This window comes from Bdellovibrio sp. MYbb2 (assembly GCF_056175685.1).
The window spans coordinates 692,949-715,036 of sequence record NZ_JBJKJI010000002.1; the positions used below are offsets into that span (position 1 = coordinate 692,949).

The following is a 22,088-nucleotide window of genomic DNA, read 5'->3' on the forward strand; positions in this document are numbered from 1 at the left end:
GAGGTCTGCATGAAGTTACGTTTGTTCGCATCACTCGCCGTTATTCTACTCAGTTTTAGCGCCCATGCAAAAGTCTTTCGTAATGCTTATATAGCTTTCGAAATGCCCGAGACCTGGAAGTGCAACCTGGAGCAAACCGAGTGGGTCTGCCGAAGCGAACAAAACAAAGAAGCCAAAGAGGCGATCATCATCCTGACCGCCAAGGAAGTGGGCCCTACAGACACCTTTGCGCTGTATGAGTCGCACCTGAACGCTCCGATTTCTGTGGCCCTTAAAGGCGGCGGCGCGGCCGAATCCAAAATCGTCTACAAATCCAAATCCGTTCAGATCAATGACCAGACCTGGATTGACTCCCTTCACTTGGGCTCCGAAGTTCCGAACTACTTCACCCGCTATCTGGCAACGATCAAGGATAAAATCGCCATCCTGATCACCTTCAGTGCGCACAAACAATACTATACCAAATACAGCCAGGACTTCTTCAAGGCCGTGATGAGCTTGCGTGTGATCGCTTCCAAGAACCTTCTGGCGAAACCGGAACTGGGTCCGATCCGTCCAGGGTCTGAAACACTGGGCGCTCCGATCAGTTCTGCGATGCCCGCGGACATGCTTCAGGGTGAAGAAGAAGGCGGCAAAGGCAACAACAAAGCCCTGCTTCTGGGCGGTGCGGTTCTGCTGGCGGCCCTGGGAGCTTACATCTTCCTGAAAGCCCGCAAAAGAAAACGCTAAGAGACAACTTAAAGACTTAAAAACAAAAAACCCGCTCTGTCTTCAGAGCGGGTTTTTTATTTGTGCTGTTTAATCTGCCTTACTTGATTCGTTCAATGGTCGGCTTGTACTTTTCAAACTGAGGGATGATCTTTTCATCCCCGTACACCAGAACCTTGAACTTCGCCGGCTCCACCGCTTTTTTGAAGGCGGCGTTGGCGTCCTTCGGTTTAATGTTCCCGACGGTCTTGTTGTAGTTCGTCAGGTAATCCACCGAAATACCATAGAAATCCAGCGCCAGCAGGTTGTAAGCCAGTCGGTCTGCGGTTTCAATCGCGCGTGGGAACTGCCCGATCAGCTGATTGCGGCCGGCCGACACTTCCTGTTCTGTCGCCCCGTTGGCGGCAAAATCAGTAACCACTTTCAAAGCCTCTTCCATGGTCTTTGCGGCTGTTTCGTTCTTTGTGAATGTCGTCACATCGTAACTGCCGCGCTCTTTACGCACATCGAAGTAAGAATTGATCGAATAAGTCAGACCCTGGTCATCACGCACCTTTTGATTCAAGCGGCTGGCGAAGCTGCCACCCACTGTTTCATTGGCCAGACGCAAGCGCAGGAAGTCGTCATTGTTGCGAGCAATACCCAACTGACCCATGCGGATCTGAGTTTGCTGCAAACCTTTTTTAACGATCAACTTCACCTGCAGGGAATCATTCACCGGAGGCGCTGCCACCGCCACTTCCGGGATCGTGCGTTTCGTCCATTTGCCAAAGACCTCTTGAATTCTGTTTTCAAAGGACAGGTCAAAGTTCCCCACCACGGCCAAAGAGGCATTGTTCGGACGATAGAACGTCAAATAGTGCTTAATGATGTCCTGCTTGTTAATGGAGCGCAGACCTTCTGCCGTCCCATTGATGTCGCGGCCATAGGGATGACTGCCAAAGACAAATTGATCCATTTTTTCATCCGCAAAAGATGAAGGGCTGTCGATCTTCTTTTGCAGGGCTGCCAGCATTTGAGAACGCATGCGACCGATTTCAGCATCCTTGAATGCCGGATTCATGGACACATCGGCAAACAGGCTTAGCAAGGTGTCCGCAGAAGAAGACAATGAGTCGGAATAAACCGTCGTCACATCCGCCCCCGGGGATACATCCACGGAAGAACCCAACTGACCGAATTCATCCGCCAGCTTCAGAGCATCACGGCTTTGTGTCCCCTGCTCCAGCAAATAGGCGGTCAAGGCATTCAGACCCGGCTTGTCCGAACCTTCCTGCATGCTGCCGGTTTTCATCATCAAGGTCAGACTGACTCGTGGCAAAGAACTGTCATGAATAAAGAACACCTTCAGTCCGTTGGAAAGGGTGATTTCCTTGTACGGCTGAAGTTTGAAAGAACCATTCCCCTTGGTCACGTAACCTTCAGAAGGTGGTTTGCTGACCGGTTTTTTCCCGGAGCTGGAGCAGGAAACAACCGCGGTGCACACCAAAGGCAAAGTCAAAGCTAAGGCTAAATTTCTCATATCTACTGTTCCTTTTTCACTTTGGGTTCAAGGGTGATGATCGAGCGCTGTGTTTGTTGGGTGTATTTGTCAGCAACACGTTTGATGTCATCCGCAGTCACGGCCTGGTATTTTTCCAGATCTGTGAACAGGCTTTCATAGCTGCCAGTCACAATCTCGTTCACGGCCAGGGCGCGCGCTTTGCCATCCATGGTTTTCAAAGAATCCACAAGATCCTTCATCACCTGGGTTTTGGCTTTTTCCAACTCTGCTTCAGAAACTTTCTGATTACGCAGCTTCCAGATTTCGTTATACACGATATCCAAAGACTCTTGCGGTGTTTGACCCGGCTTCAGGTTCACACCCACGGCGAACATACCTTCATCCTGCATGGCATAGTTGTAGGAATAAGCCGAAGTCGCCGATTGTTTTTGATACACCAGACGTTTATGCAAACGGCTGGAAGTGCCATAACCCAGAATATTCGCAGCCAGATCCAGAGCATACATATCAGGCTGGCCCTGCTTCGGGCTCTTGTAGGCAACTACGAAAGAAGTGTTTTGAACGTCTTTGCGCAAAGTTGCGTTTTGCTGAACTTTTTGCGCCGGCTCGGAAGGGTATTTTCTTTCCGGCAAAGGACGGGATGGCAATTTGCCATAGTACTTTTCAATCAGGCTTTTCACTTTGGAAGTGTTGAAGTCCCCGACAACAACCAGCACCGCATTATTCGGCACATAGAAAGTATTATAGAAGTAACGAAGCTTTTCAGAATCATAAGCCTCGATGTCCTTCATATAACCAATCACCGGCCATTTGTAAGGATGCACTTTGAAGATCGTGCCCATCATCAGTTCGCGCAACAGACCCATTGGGTTGTTGTCGACTCTCCAGCGGCGCTCTTCTTTTACGACTTCTTTTTCGCTTTTCAGATCTTCCGGGCTGATCAGAAGGGAACTCATGCGGTCCACTTCCATGTCCATGACCAGCTCAAGTTTGGAACTTGGCAGGTTTTCATAGAAGCCGGTGTAATCATTGGTGGTGAAAGCATTGTTGGTAATGCCGTTTTCATGGAAGATACGGTCAAACGACTTACCGTCATACTTCTTAGCACCCTTAAACATCATGTGCTCAAGCATGTGCGCAGCCCCCGTCACGCCCGGGGATTCATCACGGGAACCCACACGGTACCAGGTGTGATAGCTGACCATTGGAACTGCATGGTCTTCCAAAAGAAGCACGGTCAAGCCGTTGTCCAGGGTGAACTTTGTCACTGGCAGGGAAATCTTCATGTCGTTTTTCGGCGCCCATCCTTGAATGGTTCCGATGACATCTTTTTCTGGAGCTTTCGGTACAGGTGTTGGGTCCACGGCGTAAGCAGACAGGGACAGGCTCAGCCCCAAGAGCAAAGTTGAAATCCGTTTCATAGATGCTTCTTTCGTTGGTTATGCAATAGCCCCTAGTTTGAAACTGAGGGGCTATGAATACAACGAACTTGAGGACTTTAAGACTTTTGGCAGATACTGCCGGAGGAATTATTGAGCCTGACTATTGAGCCTGACTATTGAACAACGAAGTCAGAGAAGAAAACGTCCTTCACGACGCCACGACGAAGAATGCCATTCACTTCACCGGCAATCTTGTCTTTCAGGAACAGCTTGCCTTGAATGCTGTCGAGGTCCGAAAACGGTTTTTCATTCAGCAGGCGGACAATGCGGTCACGGGCTTTGGCGCGGTTTTCCGGCTCCATCACCTCTTCAAAACCTTCTTTACCCAGCATCTGCAGATTGATCTCAAGACGGATGGTGCGCTTGGGTTCGCCCCCCAGATTCACCGTGAACTTGTCCATGGTATAAACCAACGGCGCAAGGTCGGCTTCATCAGAAACAGAGGCCAGTTCGCGATCAACATCTTCTTCAGTGATTTTGGGACTTTCCCATCCCATCGTCGAGGCATAAACCATATAACCACCAGCACCCATCACAGCCAAATTCAGGACTGCGAACATGATCTGAAATAGCATGGCGGTGTTCTTTGGTTTTGCAGACGTCTCTTTTGCTTCAGCCATTTGTAACCCTCTGTTCATTGAAACTATCGGTGAAACAGGCTTAGGTCTTAATATCAAAGGCCACTTTATTTACATTTTAATTACACGGAAAACGTTTAACCTCTGGACACCCGAGGACAGGCACTTGACAAGATTAAGCCCTATTCGTGCATAATAGTATTCATGAGACTATTGCTCACGGGCTGTGCTTTATTTGCGTTGAGTCTGCCAGTTCTGGCGGGCCCTGCTGTCGCGCCGTCATCTCAAATTGAAACAGACCTGCTGCCTGCTTCCCTGCTTCAGATTTCTGAAACCGAAGCCTTTTCCCGCTATGTGTTCCTGGTGGATAAAGAACAGCGCAAACTTTCCGTGTTTGAGCGCAATGGTGAACTGATTCAAAAAATCACCGAATACCCTGCCGACATCGGTAAAATGGGTGGCAACAAAACCAAACGTGATGATCACAAAACTCCGGAAGGCATTTACTTCCTGCAAGAGCGTTTGAGCCAGCCAAAAATTCCGTTCAGCCTTTATGGCGGACTGGCGTTCACAACGAACTACCCAAATCTTTTCGACAAACGCGAAAACAAAACCGGTTCCGGCATCTGGCTGCATGCGATTCCCGACTCGGTGCCTTTAACCCGCGGCTCTCGTGGCTGCGTGGTGGTTCGCAATGACGTGATCAAAAAACTTGCTGACTATGTCAAACTGGGTGAAACCCCGATTCTGATTTTTGATCATGTGAACTATGTTTCCAAATCTGAACACGACAAGCGCCGCCTGGATCTGGGCCGCTTCGTGGAAAGCTGGAGACAAGCCTGGGAAAACCAGGACATCGAAAAATACCAAACCTTCTATGACGAAGGGTTCAAGGCTCCGGGTTTCAATTTCAAATCCTGGATGAGCCACAAAAAGAATCTGAAATCCAAATACGAATACATCAAAGTTCACCTGTCCCAACCCTACATCGTTCAACACAACGATCAGTTACTGGTGAAAACTTTGCAGCGCTATGAATCCGACAAACACGTCGATTATGGTGTGAAGACGATCTATGCCCTTAAATCCGGTGACACTTATAAAATCATCCGCGAAGAATGGGCTCCGTTCAGTCAGCAGGAAGTGGCGGCCGCGATCGCTCGCGAAAACTCCATGACCGCTTCTTCGCAAAAAACTCAGTAACATCAAAAATACTCTTATTTAAAAGACCTGGTCTGTTTAAGATGAGCATTAATTGCATTTTAATGCTGGGAAATTAGCCTCCTAAGTATCACACTGGGACTATCTAATTTCTTAAACAGAGGTCTTTTGCATGAATACATCGAGCGATACTCAGAAAAAAACCGGCAGTCTGGAACGCCTGGCTTCCTCGGTCACCAATTGGGCTGAACGCTGGTTCCCGGATTCTTATATCTTTGCTGTCCTGGCCATCGTGGTGGTCGGACTCGGCGCCCTGCTTGCGGGCGTGTCCCCCAAAGCTATCGCCACATCCTTTGGGGACGGTTACTGGAGTCTGATCCCTTTCACCATGCAAATGGCGATCGTCACAATCTCGGGTTATGTCGTGGCCTCCTCGCCGCCTGCGGGCAAGGTCATCAACTGGCTGGCGCGCCTGCCTAAGACTGAACGCGGAGCTGTTGCCTATGTGGCCTTCTTCACGATTCTGGCATCTCTGTTAAACTGGGCCTTCAGTTTGGTGTTTGGTGGCCTGTATGTGCGAGCCCTGGCCCGCCGAATGGATCTGCGCATGGACTATCGCGCGGCTGGTGCCGCCGGGTATCTGGGGCTGGGCGCAACCTGGGCCCTGGGACTGAGTTCTTCCGCGGCGCAGTTGCAAGCCAACATCGACAGCATTCCGAAATCACTGTTGCCTATTACGGGTGTCATTCCCTTTAGCGAAACCATCTTCCTGCCCCAGTCCCTGATCATGCTGGCAGTACTGACCGTGGTTTCTGTGGCAATTGCCTACTGGTCCGCTCCGACCCGTGATCGCGCGGTGACCGCCCAGGATCTGCAAATTGATGTGTCCCACGACGTCGAAGACAACGTGGATAAACCCAAGCAGCCCGGTGACTGGCTGGAGTATTCTCCGATCCTGACTATTTTTGTGGTGATCCTGGGGCTGTGGTGGCTGTTGCTGGAATTCCAGAACAAAGATGTGATTCTGGCGATTTCAAACTTAAATACCTACAACTTCCTGTTCCTGATTCTGGGTATGCTTTTAACCTGGAGACCGAAACGCTTCCTGCGCTCGATCAGCAAGGCCGTGCCGTCCACGGCAGGGATTCTGATTCAGTTCCCGCTTTACGGAAGTATCGCCTACATTCTGACGAAAGCTCCGGGCGCGGATGGTGTGACTTTGTCCCATCATATATCGGACTTCTTCGTGTCGATTTCCACGCGCGACACGTTCTCGGCATTGATGGGAATTTATTCAGCGGTGCTGGGATTCTTTGTGCCATCAGGTGGTGGCAAATGGATCATCGAGGCTCCGTACCTGATGCAGGCGGCAAACGAACTGCATGTGCATCTGGGCTGGACTGTGATGGTTTACAACGCAGCCGAAGCTTTGCCGAATCTGATCAATCCGTTCTTTATGATGGCTCTGTTGGGAGTCCTGGGTCTGAAGGCCCGCGATATTGTCGGCTACACGGTGACCCAACTGGTGGTGCATGCACCGCTGGTGATTTTCATGCTGTGGGCGCTGGGGGAAACACTGACGTATTCTCCGCCGGTGATTCCATAAGCACAAATAAAAAAAGCCACCTTCATCAGGTGGCTTTTTTGTTTTTAAAAACAGGAACTATTTGTAACCCGCTTTTTTCATCAACTCGATACCTGCTGGCACAAGATCAGAAACTGCATTTACGTTGGTCGTGTCTTCAGCAAAACCACCGAATTCTTTCAAGATTGGCGCCATGTCTGCTTCTTTGCTTGCAGGGTACTGGCTGAAACCACCAGCAACGGCTTCTTGAACTGGTTTGGAAACCATGAATTCAAGGAAGGCGTTGGCTGCCGCTGTGTTTTTAGAGGACTTGGTGATACCGATACCCACACCGTTGATGTGCGCGCCGACTTTGTCCTGCTCAAGGAAACGAACGCCCACGGGGAAGGTTGCATCGTCACGAACGATAGGCGCCAGATAGTAAGTGTTGGCAACACCGATCGCGCAAGTGCCGTTGGCGATAGCTGCGATCACGTCACGGTCACCTTTCAAAGGCTCTACTGCAAAGTTTTTCACCCATGATTCAAGCAACGCTGTCGCCTGGATTTCACCAAAGTGCTTGATAAAGTAAGCAGCCATTGCTTCGTTGTAGCTGTTTTTGGAAGTTCTTACGCACAACTGACCTTTCCATTTAGGATCGCCCAGGTCCGCATAAGTTTTCAAATCTTCCGGATTCACTTTCTGCGTGTTGTACATCACAGTGCGTGCACGGTAGAACAACAAGAACCAGTTCTTGTCGTTAGAGATCAAGTGAGAAGGAACTTTTTGAGTCACACCATTGGTGGTGAAAGACTGCAAGAAGCCTTTGCGGTTTGCTTCACCCATGTAAACGATGTCTTTATCCAGATAAAGATCCGCACGGGAATTCAAACCTTCAGTTTCAAGTTGTTTCAAAAGATCAGTAGAGGAAGCAAAAACCACTTCCACTTCAATGCCAGTGGCTTGAGTGAATGGTTGCAGGATTGGCGCAAGTCTTTCGCCATCATAAGAGGAATAAACCACCAACTTGTCAGTTTTCGCCTGAACGGTCATTGCCGCCAACAGAGTCACGATTGCGCTCAAAATTCTCATCAGTTGCTCCTTTAAAAATTTGGAACACTAGTAAAGGATGCAACCTGCTTCGTCAAATTTTTCGGGGAAATTCCGCGAGAATCTCAGTACACTTTCAATGCGTTTTCGTTTACAGAACTACGGCGGCTAACTACCCGGGAACCCAAGGGAAAATGGCACTTTTTAAGGCAAAAATTTCACACAGTAAAAACGGCTGAAAGGCACGTCATCGATCTGTACTTCGCTGGATGGATTCACCAGCACCAGCACATAGACAGTGCTGTCAGGAACGAGATACGCGCGATACTGCGACCACGGGGAATCAACAATGATCTTTCCTGATGTCGACACATACTTTTTCCAGCCAAAGTCTTTTGTCTGGCGATCATCCTTGTGCAGGGTCAAACGACTGCGCGTGTTTTTTCCATCCACGGCCAAAGAGTAACGAAAGATCTGACTGGAGTTTTTAAAATCACCCCGGCACTGAAAATTCTTTTCTGCGGCCCGTGCCCCTGGAGCCAATAACAGTACAAACAAAGCAGCGAACAATTTCATAAGTCCATTACCAGCCGTTAAACAGACTGACGCAAGCAAAAGACCCGCCCGGGAACTGATAACGTTCCACGAGCCTCGTAAAACGCAAAAAGCACAACCCCAGGGCTGTGCTTTTTAGAGTTTCACTTGAAACGATAAAACCTAGTGGTTGTCGTCGTCTTTTGTGTTTTTGCCGTCCATAGTGAACGTCTCTACGTTGTGGGCAAGATCAGGAAGTTGCTCAAGGTGCTTTTGCCATTCTTCTTTAGTCATTTCACCCGCGTTGATCTTGTTCTCAGTCATACGCTTGTCATACTTCAAATTTTTGTTAGCTTGAGCCAAAGACATAAATCCCCTTTTCGCAATCGAGCCCCCATTTATAGCCCAAAAAAAAGGCCCCGTAAAGGGGGCCGTTTGTTAGTTCCAGTATTTCGGAGGTTTTTCGTTCTTTTCGTTATTAACAACTAATCTCAGGTTTCGGCCCTTGCTCTTGGCCTTCTTCTTCCATTCATTACGGTCAAACCAGCCCTTCATTTTAAGGCAGATGAAGCCAGCCACAATCCCGCCCAGATGGGCCAAATAAGCCACTTCCCCGCCAGCGACGCTGGAAGTCATAAGGGAGGCCAATTGCACCAGACCCATCAAAGCCACGAAGTACTTGGTCTTCATCGGGAACAGCATAAAGAAGTAAACAATGCGCTCGCCGAAGATCATCCCTTGCGCCAGCAAAAGACCGAAGACCGCCCCGGACGCCCCCACCACCGGCACAATCAGACCGGTTTGAGAACCCGTGATCAGGGCATAAACCCACACACCCAGACAGTAAAGGATCGCCGCGCCCACACCTGCTACCAAATAGTAGATCAGGAAGAACTTCGAACCCCAGCGCTGCTCAAGCTCGGCGCCGAAGAACCACAGCATCAGCATGTTAAACAGGATATGGGTCACCTGCATGGAGTGCAGGAACATGTACGTGAAAGGCTGCCAGATATGGAAATCGAAAAGCACCTTGCCCGGGAACAGGCCAAAGATGGACGTGAAAGGAACACGCAGGAAGCCTTCCATGATCACTTGGAACACGAACCAGATAGCCACATTGATGATCAGCAACCACTTCACCACAGGGGTCATGGGAGCTGTTTGGAAAGTCACGCCTCTATTCATATTTTCTTAAAATACTCCATACCTTCTCGTAGGTCTGCTCAAGACTTTCAACCAAGACCTTTGTCTCAGCGATCAACGGGAAGAAATTAAGGTCCCCTGTCCATCGAGGAATCACGTGATAGTGCAAGTGCTCAGGAATTCCCGCCCCGGCCACAGCCCCGTGGTTTAAACCCACGTTGATGCCGCCTGGCTGGTAAAGGTCATTCAATGCCTTCATCGTCAGACGAATGACATTTTGCAGGTCATGGTATTCTTCATCAGAAAGTTTCAACAGGTCCCCACAGTGGCGTTTTGGCAAAACCAAAAGATGCCCGCTGTTATAAGGGAACTTGTTCAGAACCACCATCGAGTGTTTGGATTTAAACACGCACAAGGTATCAAAGCTGACTTTTTCCTCCGAAGCCCGGCAAAAAACACAGCCGTCGGGTTTGATCAGTTTGCGCACGTATTTCATGCGATCCGGACGGAACAAAACATCACGCTCCATCGGCCAGACATCCTTGCCGATCTGGATTTTGCCATGAGCGACCACCGGAGCCTTGATGGGCGCTTTTCTTTTCACAGGGGTCTTTTTCGCGGATGTTTTTTTGCGCGCCTTTTTGGCTGCTGCCATGCTTACTCCGTGCTGTCAGTGAAATAGCTGGAGGTGCCCACCAGACGGTTTTCAACAAAGAAAGCCATCACACAGTTCTTGCGCATCTCAAAGCCGATTTCGGTTTTGTTTCCACCCGCAGGATTCAACAAAACCAACTCCGTTTCAAGCTGCGGCGTCTCGCATACCAAAGGTTTCAGCTCAAATACAGTGACAGGAACAAAACCACCGCCACCGGTAATGCCTACAAACTCAAACTTCTGCCCGGTTTTAAACACCACACCCGGTGCCGGCTCCAGATCCGCGGTCAGATAATAAATACCACTCCAGCGGACATCAAACCAGGCTTGCGGCTGACGCGGATCCTGAGGATTGGCCCCGGCTATCGCAGCGCCAAGCACGGTCAGTAAAAACAGGGCCATCTTCTTCACGGATTACTCCCAGTAACCCGGCATCAACATCAATGGCTGATTCAGATATTTCGCGCGCAGGATGTATTTCATCGCGCCTTCCATATCCGGACCGAAGGACTTGCCTTTCAATACGTCCGCAAATTCAGACATGCTGTTCAGGTCGTCTTCAGAATCGCCGCCACCCAGGTCAAAGATGCTGACTTTCTTTTTTGGAACTTCAAAGACTTCGTAATTGTCACCCAGCTTTGCGATTTCAGCCGCCAGCTTCACCGCATCGTCATAGTAACCTTCCTGATCGGCAAAGCCCACTTTCACCGCGGTCGCCCCGGTGAACACGCGGCCGTCAGCGTACTCGGCAACCACTTCTTCTTTCAGCTTGCGTTCTGCTGCCACAGTTCCTTTGAATTGTGCATAGACTTCGTCAATCATGCTTTGGAACAGGGATCTTTCATCTTCACGCATCGGACGGTATTCCGCGCCCGAATCTTTGAACTTGCCGGACGTGATGGAATAGCGGGAAATCTTAGCCCAGTCATACAGCTTTTCCAGATTCGCAAATTCCATGATCACACCGATGGAACCCACCAGCGCCCCCGGTGCCACAACGATCTTGTCGCAAGCCACTGCCGCATAATAAGCACCGCTGGCCATCACACCTGTGCTGACACAGACAACCGGCTTTTTGATTTCGTCGCGAACGCGTTTGATCTCTGCGAACATTTCCTGGGAAGGCCCCACAGAACCGCCCGGAGAATTGATGCTGATCAGGATCGCTTTGACCTTGTCGTCTTCACGGTATTTTTTAAGATTCTTGATGAACTTCTTGCCGTTAAGAATAACGCCGTTCATTTCCAGATGCAGGATGGTGTTTTTGGCAGTGACACGCTTGTCTTCGCTTCCGAAGAAGTCCCCGCTCATTTTCAACAAGGCACCCAGGCCTACGAACACCAAAAAGATAATAACCAGTTTTTTGAAAAAGCTACCCTTCATACCAACGCTCCCGAACGGTTGAAATAGGTCCCTTTTCAAATAAAAAAAGGGACCCTACTAGGGTCCCTCTTTAAAACTTGTCAGTCAATGCCGGGTCAGGGTCCAGTCGCGTCGTTTTACAACGACTCGACCTTTCTCCTATTCACAACTATTGCTTGTCAGTTTTTACGTTTTTCAACTGGTCAGCAAACAAGTCACCGAAAGTGGACTTGGAAGTTGCAGTCGCTTTTTTAACGTAATCGTCAACATCCGCTTTTGATTCGCGAAGTTTAACAAGTTTTGCAGACAAGCCGATCTTACGAGCGTCTTTGTCGATAGAGATAACTTCAGCTTTTACAGACTGACCTGGCTTGATGAATTCCTCAACAGAGTTGATTTTTTCAGTAGTCAGTTCAGAAATGTGGATCAAACCTTCGATATCGGATTCAAGTTCAACGAATGCACCGAAGTCAGCTGTTTTAGTGACTTTAACATCGTGTTGAGTGCCGATAGCGTATTTGTTCTCGATGTTTGACCAAGGGTCAGACTCAAGTTGTTTGATACCCAAAGAGAATCTTTCGTTCTCGATGTCCACGCCCAATACAACCGCGCGAACTTTCTGGCCTTTAGCGTAAAGTTCATTTGGATGATTTACACGTTTAGTCCAAGAGAAGTCAGAGATGTGAACCAAACCGTCGATGCCTTCTTCGATGCCGATGAAGATACCGAAGTCAGTTACGGATTTCACTTCGCCTTCGATGATTGTACCTGGAGCGTATGATTCTTTCATTTCAACCCATGGGTTGGCCTGAAGTTGTTTCATACCCAAGCTGATGCGGCGGTTTTCAGTGTCTACTTCAAGAACCACTACTTCAACTTCTTGATCAACAGTCACGATCTGAGAAGGGTGTTTTACACGTTTAGTCCAGGACATTTCAGAAACGTGGATCAGACCTTCAATGCCTTCACCAAGCTCAACGAATGCACCGTACTCAGCCAAAGATACAACTTTGCCTTTCAGTTTAGTGCCTGGAGGGTAAGAAGCTTTTACGGATTCCCAAGGATCTGCGTGAAGCTGTTTCATGCCCAAAGATACGCGTTCTTTTTCTTTGTCATACTTAAGAACTTTAACTTGGATTTCGTCACCAACGTTCAACATCTCAGATGGATGTTTTACACGGCCCCAAGACATATCAGTGATGTGCAACAAACCGTCCATGCCACCAAGGTCGATGAACGCGCCGTAGTCAGTGATATTCTTAACGATACCAGTAACAACAGAACCTTCTGCCATAGTGTCAAGAGTTTGAGAGCGCAAGCTGTCACGTTCTTCTTCAAGAAGCGCGCGGCGGGAAAGAACGATGTTGCCACGTTTCTTGTTGAACTTGATAACTTTGAATTTGAACTTCTTGCCCAGGTATACGTCCATGTTGCGAACCGGACGCAGGTCGATTTGAGAACCTGGAAGGAATGCTTTAACGCCGATATCAACGCTCAAGCCGCCTTTAACTTTAGCAACAACAGTACCTTCGATAACTTCTTCGTTTTCTGCTGCTTTAGAGATGTCTGTCCAAGCACGAAGCATATCTGCTTTGTCTTTGGAAAGAACGATCATGCCGTTTTCGTTTTCGATACGGTCGATCAAAACTTCTACTTTGTCTCCAGCTTTCACATCGCGAACGCCGTCAACAATACGGAATTCGTTGATCGCGATCAAACCTTCAGACTTGTAGTTGATATCAACAAGTACGTAGTCAGACTGAACTTCAACTACAGAACCTGTTACAACGTCGCCGACTTTGAAGTCTTGTTCTTTCATGGAAGCTTCGAATAGAGAGTCGAAGTCACCAGCTTTGTCAGCTTTCGCATTCAAAATGCCAGGATTTGCTGGAACCTTTGCGTCTTCAGCATCCAAGAAAGCAAGAACTTTCTGTTTCTCCAATGCGGCTTTGTTCAATTGTTTTGTCATATCGTTTTTTGTAAACCTCCCACGTAGTAAGACCTCATGGATCCTACCCGTAACCTTTCTTCGCTCTTAAGGCGAATCACTGGTTTAGCGACCTAAGGGGTCGGAAGTCAAAGGTTTTACGCATACCAGCGAGGTTTTCGTGGTCCTGTGTTATCTGAGGTAAACTTGGGACAGAAAAAAGGCCCCCGAAAGAGCCTCAAATCGCATATAATCCAATACAGCTATTCCCGCTGAGACTGCCTGCAGGCTTGGATTTCACTGTCAAACCACTCCTCCTGCTTCTCATAAGCAGTTTTGTAACCTTCAAAGCGCTTCAGACGCTGACTTAGATCCTCTTCACGCAGGGTGACCAGGGTGCCGGATTCATCCACCCCGGTCTGGCGGGACAGCTTGTTTTCCTCTTCCGTCAGGATGTTTTTCGGAACTATGTCGACTTTGCCACCGGCTTGCGGAGCTGCTTCAATTTTGCAGTCGCGCAGAACCCCGTACTTTCCTTTGTTACCCAAATCGCGGTTGCCATAGATGTTTTCTTCCATCGTATAGACATCCGTCTGCACTTCCTGCAGGTGGTGAATCAGATTCTTTTTTTCCTGCACCACATAGTTGTCATCGCGCTTGCCGACAGTTTCCCGGCCCATCAACTGCGCGTCTTCAAGTTCGGTATCCAGTTTGTCTTTGGACGAACACCCCACCAGCCCTGCGATCACCAGTCCCGCCAGCCACACCTTTTTCATGATTCACCTCGCGCTTTTAAGAATACCCCGCAGCAGAAAAAAACCAGCTTGTACTTTTACAAGGCCCGCTGACAGCCCGGGTCCTGTCCTGATTTCATGTTCTGATTCGGAGGCATAACCATGAAGTACCTGCTGTTTTTACTGGGGCTGATCAGTGCAACCGCACAGGCCCGTTACGAAAAACACATCGACTCGGCCCTGGATTTTCTGGCGCACTATCAGACGACTGGCCGCGAAGGCTACGAGCCGGGACAATGGCGTTCACGGGTGACGTCCTATGTCCCCAGCGGGATCGGCGTGGGCAAGTTCGGTGTCGCCTATGATGAACCCAGTGCCTTTTCAGCCTCGGCCATCGCCAACGTTCTGGCCGAGACGTATTTCTACAATCCCCGCTTCAGCAAGATTCCGCCGATGGTGCGCAAAACCGCCCAGGGCCTAGCGCCCTATCGCTGGGGGGATCTGTTTAACTTCTATCCGCCTTCAAGCTTCAAGGGCGTGTGCACACGCGGACCGCGCAACATGTATCTGGCCCCGCAGTGGAAAGGTTTCGCCAACATCCCGCCAGATGCTGACACCACGTCGGTCACCCACACCTATCTGCATTTTTTAAAAAGCCTTGATGCGGGCCAGTCCCCGCGCAAAACACCCGCGCAACTGCCTGAGGCGGTGATTGATGCCTTGTCTTCCGCCCGGGATCTGTCGCGCCTGCCGCACACCTACAACGCCGCCCAGTTGCACGTGAACACCGGCGCTTTCATGACGTGGCTGTGGGATGAAAAAGACCCCGACATGCCACGGAATATTTTTGCGGCCCCTCATCGCGGCACGCGAATCCCTTTTAATATGAATGACGTCGACTGCGTGGTGAACGCCAATGTGCTGAAGCTTCTGACCTATGCGAAAAAAACCGAAGGCCCGGGCTATCAAGCCAGCTGCCGCCATCTGAATCGGGTCGTTGAAAAAAGACAGTTCTATTTCTGCGGAATGTATTATCCCAGCCGCTATGCCCTGCCATATGCAATGGCCGCCACCATCAATGCCGGGGCCTCGTGTCTGGAACCTTCACGGCAAAAACTGCTGAATTATATTCTGGCTTTACAGCACAGGGATGGATCCTGGCGTAACAGCTTTATGGCAAGACCGGATTACGCGCACTCGACCGCGTGGGCCTTGAATACATTGTTAATTTTAGGCGACCCCCAGAACGAAACGCATCGCGAACGCGTGCGCCGGGGTTTGAATTTTCTGATGTCGCAGTCTCGGAAAGATTCGGCGGGCCGCCTGTTCTGGAGCGGGCAGGTGTTCTTTGCCGCCACGTTTGTGGCAAGATTCCCAGTGGTGTGGAGATCAACTGGCTACACCACTGCGCTGGCCGTGAAAGCCCTGACGGTGGCCGATTTACGCTGGAATTAAGGCGGGCTTTCGTAAAGGTCGCGGTAACTTTTTTTCATGTCCGGAGGAAGTTCCTGCATGAAGTACTTATAGATTTTGCCCTTCACATTTTTTTCGCGAACAGCGCGGGTCAGGTCCTTTAAAATCTGTTCGCCACGCAGGGACTTTTCACAGGATGCCCACACCGAAATATAGTCGGGCATGTTTTTAACTTTCAGAAATTTCAGAGCGGGAACGGCGATATTGTGTCGTTCATAATCGGTTTTTTCCAGGGCGTATGCCAAAACCCCGTTGACCCGCTTTTTTTCCAGCATCAGAAATAAATTGCCCATGGCACTGTCGCCGACAATCTTTGTGGCATGCCCGCTTAAAGATAGAATGTCATCAATTTGCCGGGTGTAGGCGCGGCTTTGAATAACCCCCAGACGAAACTTGCCCGAGGCCAGCAGTTCTTTTAAATCCACATCTTTCTGATCATCAGCAATACCCGGCGTGCCCTTGGCATGCACCACCAGTCCCACCGGAAAAGCCCGCGCCAGTTCATCACCAAAGATCAGAAACTTTTCCCGCTCTTTGGTTTTTTGCAAAAGCACCGTGCAATAGCCGCCCTGCCCACTGAAAAGCTTTTCAGCCCGGGTGAAAGACACCCGCACAAAACGATGCGAATACCCCGGCAACGCCCGCTCAATTTCCTGATAAATATTGGCAAAGGGCCCCTGAGCCTGAGAAATATCCACCGTCATGCCCTCGCCCGAAAGCACCAAAAACGGCGGAAAATCATTCACAATCCACTGCACAGCCGGCTTCTGCGGCGGCGGTTCAATCGCCCACAATAACCATGGAAAAAAGAATAAAAGAAAACCCCAGGCACTTTTCATAAAGTACCTAAAGATTAGCAGTAAGAATTAAGCCATTACCGTGAGAATTTCAAAAGGCTGACAAGAGACAATTAAGCTAAAGGACCAAGGTCGCCAAGGCGACCACCCTTAGATCTTATTTTTAACGTATTCAACAACTGCGTCTACGACTTGGTTCAAGTTCAGTGCAGTGGTGTCCACAACCAAAGCATCTTCTGGCACGGCCATCGGAGCTACTTTACGAGTGGAATCTTGATGGTCACGCTGCTGCTGGGCTTTCACCATGTCCTCATGGTCTAGACCCAACTCTGCTGCACGGCGAGCCGCGCGGTGTTCACTGTTAGCAGTCAAATAAACCTTGGCATCCGCAGTTGGGAACACCACGGTACCGCAATCGCGGCCTTCTGCCACCAAGCCTTGAGGACCGGAAGAACAGTTGCGTTGCGCATCCAAAAGGGCTTTACGCACTTCTGGATAATGACTGACTTTGCTGGCGAAATTACCCACGTCTTCGTGAGCGATCTGATCAGTCACGTCCTGGTCTTTGAAGAACACACGAGTGCGTTCGTCATCCATTCTCACGCTCCATACCGGATCGTGAGTCAGATTGGCCAAAGTGGAAACGTCATCCAGATCAATTTGCAGTTGAAGAGCCGCAAATGCCAAACCACGATAGAATGCACCCGTAGAAACCCACTGCCAGCCCAAACGACGAGCCAACTCACGACTTACTGAAGATTTTCCGGAGGCCGCAGGGCCATCAATCGTAATTACCATTCCCATAATTCTCCAAAACTACAGCGGTGCAATTTCTTTTAAAACGTCCGCCAAAGCTGACATAGCAGCTTCATTTTCATGATCGCGCCCTACACTCAAACGCAGATGCGTCTTGAACCCATAGTTCAACAGCGGTCTCATGATGATCCCACGACGTAACAAGGCTTCGTTCACCTTGGCGGCGTCGCGGAGAGTGTCAAACATGACAAAATTTCCCTGAGATGGAATGTACGGCAGGCCTAATTCTTCTAACTTCTTGTAGAAGTAATCAAGCCCTTTCCAGCAAATCTGCTGCGATCGCTCAATAAATTCTTTATCTTGCAGAGCCGCATTTGCAGCCACTTGCGCTAAATCGTTGACATTAAATGGTTTGCGCACACGGTTAAAGACTTCCACAACCTCTGGCGGCGCGATCATCGCACCCAGGCGGAAACCCGCCAGCCCATAGATTTTGGAGAAAGTGCGAAGAACAATCAGGTTTTTATACTGTCCCATATAACCTTGTGCGGATGCATAATCCTTGGCGCGCACAAATTCGTTATAAGCTTCGTCAAAAATAATCATCACATCGTCACGGTTACCGACTTTCTGAAGGAAAGCCTCCACTTCCGCTTTGGTGGCGTAAGTGCCGGTTGGATTGTTGGGATTAGAGACAAAAATCAAACGGATGTTTTTTTCCGGGTGTTTCAGGAAGTAGTCTGCAACGGCAGGCAGATCAAAACGATAGCCTTCCGCCATCGGAACTTTGTGGATCACCGCACGGTTTGCCGGAGCGCTGACTTCATAGGCATTAAACGCTGCCGCAGATGTCAAAACGCCATCATGGTGCTCACAATAGATACGGCACAACAGATCAATCAGTTCGTCGCTGCCATTACCAATAGCAAGTTGTTTTGTCGGGAAGCCCCATTCTTTCGACAAAGTCTGCAAAAGCTCATAGTGGGATGGATCCGGATACAGGTGCTGATGATCCAAGGCCTGCTTCACCGCCGCCATGGCTTTCGGGCTGGGACCCAAAGGATTCTCGTTACTTGCGAGTTTGTAGACCGTTGTGAGCCCGTACTCACGTTGGGTCTCAGAAATCGGCTTTCCAGGTTTGTAGGGCACCAGATTCAAAATTTCGGGAGAAATCTTCACTTTAGAATCCTTTTCTTAGAGAGAATACTTTGCTATACCTGTCCGACTAAGACTTAACAACATTCCAGTGCAAATTCAATAGAGAGCGTTCGAAAATGCAAAACAGCCTCGTGCTCGGTGTGAGCGTCGGTGAATCCTTCGCCGAATTCTCACTCCTGTCAGACTCCAGTCCCCTTGCGCAAAAGAGAGTGTTTCACTCTCGTGAAAGCCTTAAATCCTCACTGATCCAGTTCATCGCGCCCCATGGAAAAATCCACAAGGCCTTTGTCAGTCTGCGCGTTCCCAAAAAACTTTTGGACTACAAAATGAGTGGCGCTGTGGCCCATGTCAGCACCGAGGGTCTGGAACACTGGCTGGATCTTTGCGGAACTCCTGCAGCGCTGACCAGCAAGGATCTGCAATTTGCCCTGCGTGAACGCGTGCGCGCCGATGGCACCGTTGAAACCCCCCTGCAAACCGAAGAACTGGAAGCGATTGCCGCAAAACTTGAGCTGATGAGCTGCAAGAAAGTCTGCCTGAACCTGCTGCACTCTGCGACCAATCCGGCGCACTTGAATGCGGCGACCAAATTCTTCAGCGAAAAAGGCATTGAAGTGTTTGCTCCGGCAAGCACCGACAATCCTCACGAAGTCACGCGCTGGACTCAGAATGCTTTGAACGCCACCCTTTCCGGTGTTTTCGCTGACCTGAAAAAAGACGTCTATGCGGGCCTTGAGGCCGCGCTTGATAAAAATGACATTCACTTCCTTGATGCCAGCGGTGAACTTTTCCAGGATGAAACCGGAAAAGAAATCAGCAGTCAGTTTGCCGCGTCCACGGCTCTGGGGCTTTGGAACAAAGCTTCGGGCAAAGATGTTTTATATCTGGGCCTTGAGTATTTCACTTTGATTTCCCCCACCCGCTGGGCGGAACAGTGGAACAGCTGCTGGGGTCCGGTGGAAGTGCGCCACTTGAAAGTAAAAAATCTGGGCGTCCAGCCCACGCTGGGAATCGGCTTGAACACCTTTGAACGCTTTGACTTCCTGACTCAGGAAGAAGGCTGGGAGCCAGGACCGATGTTCCTGGGTCGCGGGCAAAAAATGAGTCTTTTGGATCTGTGGTCTGAAAATCCAAAACTTTCCAAACTGGAAGGTCTTGAGGACCGCGTTTCTGCTCAAGGGATTCAGCGCTTTAAAACAGCGCTTTTGACCCTTTCCAAAATCAGCACCTTCAAAGACAACGACTTCAATCATCTGACCAAAGAACTGCAAAGCCTGTCCGTACAAAGACTGGCGGTGGAATCTTTCCTGCAGCGCGATCAGCAAAAATTACTGGTAACGGGGCCTTTGGCGGCGCTGTTTGCCAATATCTTCAAAAAAGATCCGCACACGACAGTGGCAGCTGATGAATTCTGTGAATCCGCCGCCACGGCCCTGTGGGGCATGAAAGCCCTGAAGGAGTCCAAATGAACTATCAAATCGAACTTTTGCATTCCTTGCTGAATCAATTTCTGGTGGGTGAATCCGCACTGATGACTTTGGATGGAGACGTCCTGGGTGTGCGCGGTCAGCAGCCGGTGACCTATGGCACGCTGACAACGGCGGCCACCACTGCCGCGAAATATCTGAAACTGCAGGAAGGCGACATCGCCCTTTTGAATGACCCTTACAGTGGCGGCAGCCTGTTGTCCGAAATGACTTTTGTGATGGCGGTTTCAGAAGACCTTTTGTGGGTTTCGCGCCGTCCCTTGGACACGCAGGTAAAAATCGTTAAATCCATCGAAGAAGAAGGCCTGCGCATTCCGCCGACACCACTTCGTCAGAAAAACCAGCTGAATGAAATGATTCTGGCTGCCATGCAGGCACACCCGGCCTGCCCTGCTGATTTTGTGCCTTGGCTGAAAGCCCAAGTGGCGGACCTGACTGCAGGAGCAAAAAAACTGGTCGACGCCATCGAGCTGACTGGTTTCACGGTGACCGGCGAACTGATCGAAGATTACCTGCGCATTTCTAAAAAAGCCGCGACGAAAAAGATTTCTGAAAGCGCTTCGGGCGAAGCGCGCGTCGATGTGGTTTTGGACAGCGGCGAACTGCTGCGTCTGAATATGGAAATCCAGGATGGTAAAATCTCTTTGGATTTCAGCGGCACGACGGCGGCAAAAACAGTTTCCATGACTGAATCTGCAACCTATGGCGCCTGCTTCCATGCTTTGAGCCGTCATTACGGCTTCACGGATCTGGCTAACTCGGGATCGTTCTCTATTTTGCAAATCACCAAACCTTCCGGCTGCTGGCTGGTGGGTAAATATCCGGCTCCAACCTTCAAAGGCATGACCTGTGGGGTCGCGGCTTTGCAAACAGCTATTGAACTGGCGCTGGCGCAGATTCACCACAAACAGGAATCCTCTGTGGGCAGTCACTGTGCCTTGCAGTTTGATCTGCAAGCTGGCAGCAAACATGCGCTTTTGACTTTGCCCGGCGGTGAAGGCGCGAAAGCGTCCCGTGATGGCGTCAGTGCTCAGATGGACACACTTTCTTTGGAACAACTTGAACGTGATTTCCCGATCAAGGTTCTGCGCGTGGATCAGCGTCACTCTAACGGTGGCAAAGGCAAATTCAGCGGTGGCCGTGGTGTTGTCATGAAGATCGAGGTGTGCGGGGATCTTTCCGCCACCTGGATGACCGACCTGACTTTGCACCGTCCCCGTCTGCTGAAAACCTGCAGCCATGGCGATCCAGCCGAAGTCACCCTGGAACAAGGTGAAGTTGCAAAGACTCTTCCCGTTCTGGGACAGCAAAAGTTTGCTGTCAAAGACGTCCTGACCCTGTGTTCTGGTTCAGGTGGCGGCTACGGTCGTGCGGAATAACAAAGGACTCTAGCGAGAGTCCTTTGTCGGTGTTAACATATCAGGCATGAAACACCTTTTTATGTTTTTCGCAGCATTGGGATTATTAGTGGGCCTCAACTCTGAGGCCAAAGCGACCAAGTCTGCCAAGAAAGGAACCACCGTGAGCACGTCTGAAGTGGCTTATCTGGCCGGCGGCTGTTTTTGGGGCATGGAAGATTTGCTGCGCAAACTTCCCGGTGTCACTCAAACTGAAGTCGGTTACATGGGCGGCGACACCAAAAACGCCAACTACAATCTTGTAAAAACCGGCACCACCAATCACGCCGAAACTGTGAAGATCACCTTCAATCCTGAAAAGATCACCTATCAGGATCTGCTGCTTTATTTCTATAAGATTCACGATCCGACGACGACCAACCGTCAAGGCAATGACATCGGGACCCAGTACCGCAGTGCCATTTTCTATACCTCTGACAAACAAAAAGATGAGGCAGAAATTGTAAGAGCTCGCGTGGACAAATCAGGAGCTTGGAAAAGCCCCGTGGTCACCCAAATCGTCAAAGCTGCCGATTTTTGGTCTGCCGAAGAATATCATCAGGATTATTTACAAAAGAATCCTGGCGGATACACCTGCCACTTCGAACGTAAAATCGAATTCAAACAGTAAAGGTTACATATCAGAAAGGTCCTTCTTT

22 protein-coding genes are annotated in these 22,088 nt (G+C 49.8%); 7 read left to right on the plus strand and 15 right to left on the minus strand.

Annotation, left to right across the window (positions count from 1 at the left end; translation table 11 throughout):
• Nucleotides 1-9 precede the first annotated feature (9 nt).
• A complete protein-coding gene (locus AC04MQ_RS13185; RefSeq protein ID WP_041577074.1) occupies nucleotides 10-729 on the plus strand; it encodes a hypothetical protein in 720 nt (239 codons plus the stop codon).
• Between the two features lie 79 nt (nucleotides 730-808).
• On the opposite strand, the gene AC04MQ_RS13190 is transcribed toward AC04MQ_RS13185, so the two are convergent.
• From AC04MQ_RS13190 to AC04MQ_RS13200, 3 genes are all read right to left on the minus strand, one after another.
• Nucleotides 809-2,230, minus strand: a complete 1,422-nt coding sequence (locus AC04MQ_RS13190) for a M16 family metallopeptidase (protein ID WP_475392295.1) — start codon at nucleotides 2,228-2,230, stop codon at nucleotides 809-811.
• Between the two features lie 2 nt (nucleotides 2,231-2,232).
• Nucleotides 2,233-3,633 (minus strand): M16 family metallopeptidase, encoded by a 1,401-nt coding sequence (locus tag AC04MQ_RS13195; RefSeq protein ID WP_015090185.1) that lies wholly within the window; start codon nucleotides 3,631-3,633, stop codon nucleotides 2,233-2,235.
• A 134-nt stretch (nucleotides 3,634-3,767) separates the two neighbouring features.
• Nucleotides 3,768-4,274, minus strand: a complete 507-nt coding sequence (locus tag AC04MQ_RS13200; protein ID WP_015090184.1) for a flagellar basal body-associated FliL family protein — start codon at nucleotides 4,272-4,274, stop codon at nucleotides 3,768-3,770.
• A 162-nt stretch (nucleotides 4,275-4,436) separates the two neighbouring features.
• Between AC04MQ_RS13200 and AC04MQ_RS13205 the strand changes: the two genes are divergently transcribed.
• Nucleotides 4,437-5,435: a L,D-transpeptidase family protein gene (locus AC04MQ_RS13205; protein ID WP_015090183.1), complete on the plus strand. Its 999-nt coding sequence runs from the start codon at nucleotides 4,437-4,439 to the stop codon at nucleotides 5,433-5,435.
• Nucleotides 5,436-5,565: 130 nt separating this feature from the next.
• The gene (locus tag AC04MQ_RS13210; RefSeq protein WP_015090182.1) at nucleotides 5,566-6,999 is read left to right on the plus strand and encodes a short-chain fatty acid transporter; all 1,434 of its coding nucleotides are present in this window, start codon (nucleotides 5,566-5,568) and stop codon (nucleotides 6,997-6,999) included.
• 57 nt (nucleotides 7,000-7,056) lie between these two features.
• On the opposite strand, the gene AC04MQ_RS13215 is transcribed toward AC04MQ_RS13210, so the two are convergent.
• From AC04MQ_RS13215 to AC04MQ_RS13255, 9 genes are all read right to left on the minus strand, one after another.
• Entirely contained in the window at nucleotides 7,057-8,049 is a 993-nt protein-coding gene (locus tag AC04MQ_RS13215) for a Fe(3+) ABC transporter substrate-binding protein (protein ID WP_041577070.1), read from the minus strand.
• Nucleotides 8,050-8,211: 162 nt separating this feature from the next.
• Nucleotides 8,212-8,583: a hypothetical protein gene (locus AC04MQ_RS13220; RefSeq protein ID WP_015090180.1), complete on the minus strand. Its 372-nt coding sequence runs from the start codon at nucleotides 8,581-8,583 to the stop codon at nucleotides 8,212-8,214.
• A gap of 141 nt (nucleotides 8,584-8,724) precedes the next feature.
• Complete coding sequence (locus tag AC04MQ_RS13225; RefSeq protein ID WP_011163601.1) at nucleotides 8,725-8,910, minus strand: hypothetical protein; 186 nt, start codon at nucleotides 8,908-8,910, stop codon at nucleotides 8,725-8,727.
• Between the two features lie 69 nt (nucleotides 8,911-8,979).
• Entirely contained in the window at nucleotides 8,980-9,726 is a 747-nt protein-coding gene (locus AC04MQ_RS13230; RefSeq protein ID WP_226987931.1) for a rhomboid family intramembrane serine protease, read from the minus strand.
• Complete coding sequence (locus AC04MQ_RS13235; protein WP_015090179.1) at nucleotides 9,719-10,339, minus strand: HIT family protein; 621 nt, start codon at nucleotides 10,337-10,339, stop codon at nucleotides 9,719-9,721. Before AC04MQ_RS13235 ends, AC04MQ_RS13230 begins: the two co-directional genes overlap by 8 nt.
• Nucleotides 10,340-10,341: 2 nt before the next feature.
• Nucleotides 10,342-10,740 (minus strand): hypothetical protein, encoded by a 399-nt coding sequence (locus AC04MQ_RS13240; RefSeq protein ID WP_235046333.1) that lies wholly within the window; start codon nucleotides 10,738-10,740, stop codon nucleotides 10,342-10,344.
• Between the two features lie 12 nt (nucleotides 10,741-10,752).
• Nucleotides 10,753-11,721, minus strand: coding sequence for a signal peptide peptidase SppA (sppA, locus tag AC04MQ_RS13245; RefSeq protein WP_015090177.1), 969 nt, complete (start codon nucleotides 11,719-11,721; stop codon nucleotides 10,753-10,755).
• A 148-nt stretch (nucleotides 11,722-11,869) separates the two neighbouring features.
• Nucleotides 11,870-13,669 (minus strand): 30S ribosomal protein S1, encoded by a 1,800-nt coding sequence (locus tag AC04MQ_RS13250; RefSeq protein WP_015090176.1) that lies wholly within the window; start codon nucleotides 13,667-13,669, stop codon nucleotides 11,870-11,872.
• 221 nt (nucleotides 13,670-13,890) lie between these two features.
• On the minus strand, nucleotides 13,891-14,403 hold the full coding sequence (locus tag AC04MQ_RS13255; RefSeq protein ID WP_015090175.1) for a hypothetical protein: 513 nt from the start codon (nucleotides 14,401-14,403) through the stop codon (nucleotides 13,891-13,893).
• Nucleotides 14,404-14,523: 120 nt separating this feature from the next.
• Here AC04MQ_RS13255 and AC04MQ_RS13260 point away from each other — a divergent pair, with 120 nt between their 5' ends.
• Nucleotides 14,524-15,816, plus strand: coding sequence for a hypothetical protein (locus tag AC04MQ_RS13260; protein ID WP_475392296.1), 1,293 nt, complete (start codon nucleotides 14,524-14,526; stop codon nucleotides 15,814-15,816).
• Here AC04MQ_RS13260 and AC04MQ_RS13265 read toward each other — a convergent pair.
• The 3 genes from AC04MQ_RS13265 to hisC form a co-directional block, all read right to left on the minus strand.
• Nucleotides 15,813-16,673, minus strand: coding sequence for a TIGR02285 family protein (locus tag AC04MQ_RS13265; protein ID WP_475392297.1), 861 nt, complete (start codon nucleotides 16,671-16,673; stop codon nucleotides 15,813-15,815). The genes AC04MQ_RS13260 and AC04MQ_RS13265 overlap by 4 nt on opposite strands.
• Nucleotides 16,674-16,781: 108 nt before the next feature.
• Complete coding sequence (gene cmk / locus AC04MQ_RS13270; protein ID WP_015090172.1) at nucleotides 16,782-17,429, minus strand: (d)CMP kinase; 648 nt, start codon at nucleotides 17,427-17,429, stop codon at nucleotides 16,782-16,784.
• Nucleotides 17,430-17,447: 18 nt separating this feature from the next.
• Nucleotides 17,448-18,566 (minus strand): histidinol-phosphate transaminase, encoded by a 1,119-nt coding sequence (gene hisC, locus AC04MQ_RS13275; RefSeq protein ID WP_041577064.1) that lies wholly within the window; start codon nucleotides 18,564-18,566, stop codon nucleotides 17,448-17,450.
• Nucleotides 18,567-18,754: 188 nt separating this feature from the next.
• On the opposite strand from hisC, the gene AC04MQ_RS13280 reads away from it, so the two are divergent.
• The 3 genes from AC04MQ_RS13280 to msrA are packed head-to-tail and all read left to right on the plus strand — an operon-like array spanning nucleotide 18,755 to nucleotide 22,060.
• Nucleotides 18,755-20,014: a hydantoin utilization protein gene (locus tag AC04MQ_RS13280; RefSeq protein WP_475392298.1), complete on the plus strand. Its 1,260-nt coding sequence runs from the start codon at nucleotides 18,755-18,757 to the stop codon at nucleotides 20,012-20,014.
• Complete coding sequence (locus AC04MQ_RS13285; protein WP_015090168.1) at nucleotides 20,011-21,411, plus strand: hydantoinase B/oxoprolinase family protein; 1,401 nt, start codon at nucleotides 20,011-20,013, stop codon at nucleotides 21,409-21,411. Before AC04MQ_RS13280 ends, AC04MQ_RS13285 begins: the two co-directional genes overlap by 4 nt.
• 46 nt (nucleotides 21,412-21,457) lie before the next feature.
• Nucleotides 21,458-22,060, plus strand: coding sequence for a peptide-methionine (S)-S-oxide reductase MsrA (gene msrA, locus AC04MQ_RS13290; protein WP_080602335.1), 603 nt, complete (start codon nucleotides 21,458-21,460; stop codon nucleotides 22,058-22,060).
• Nucleotides 22,061-22,088 lie beyond the last annotated feature (28 nt).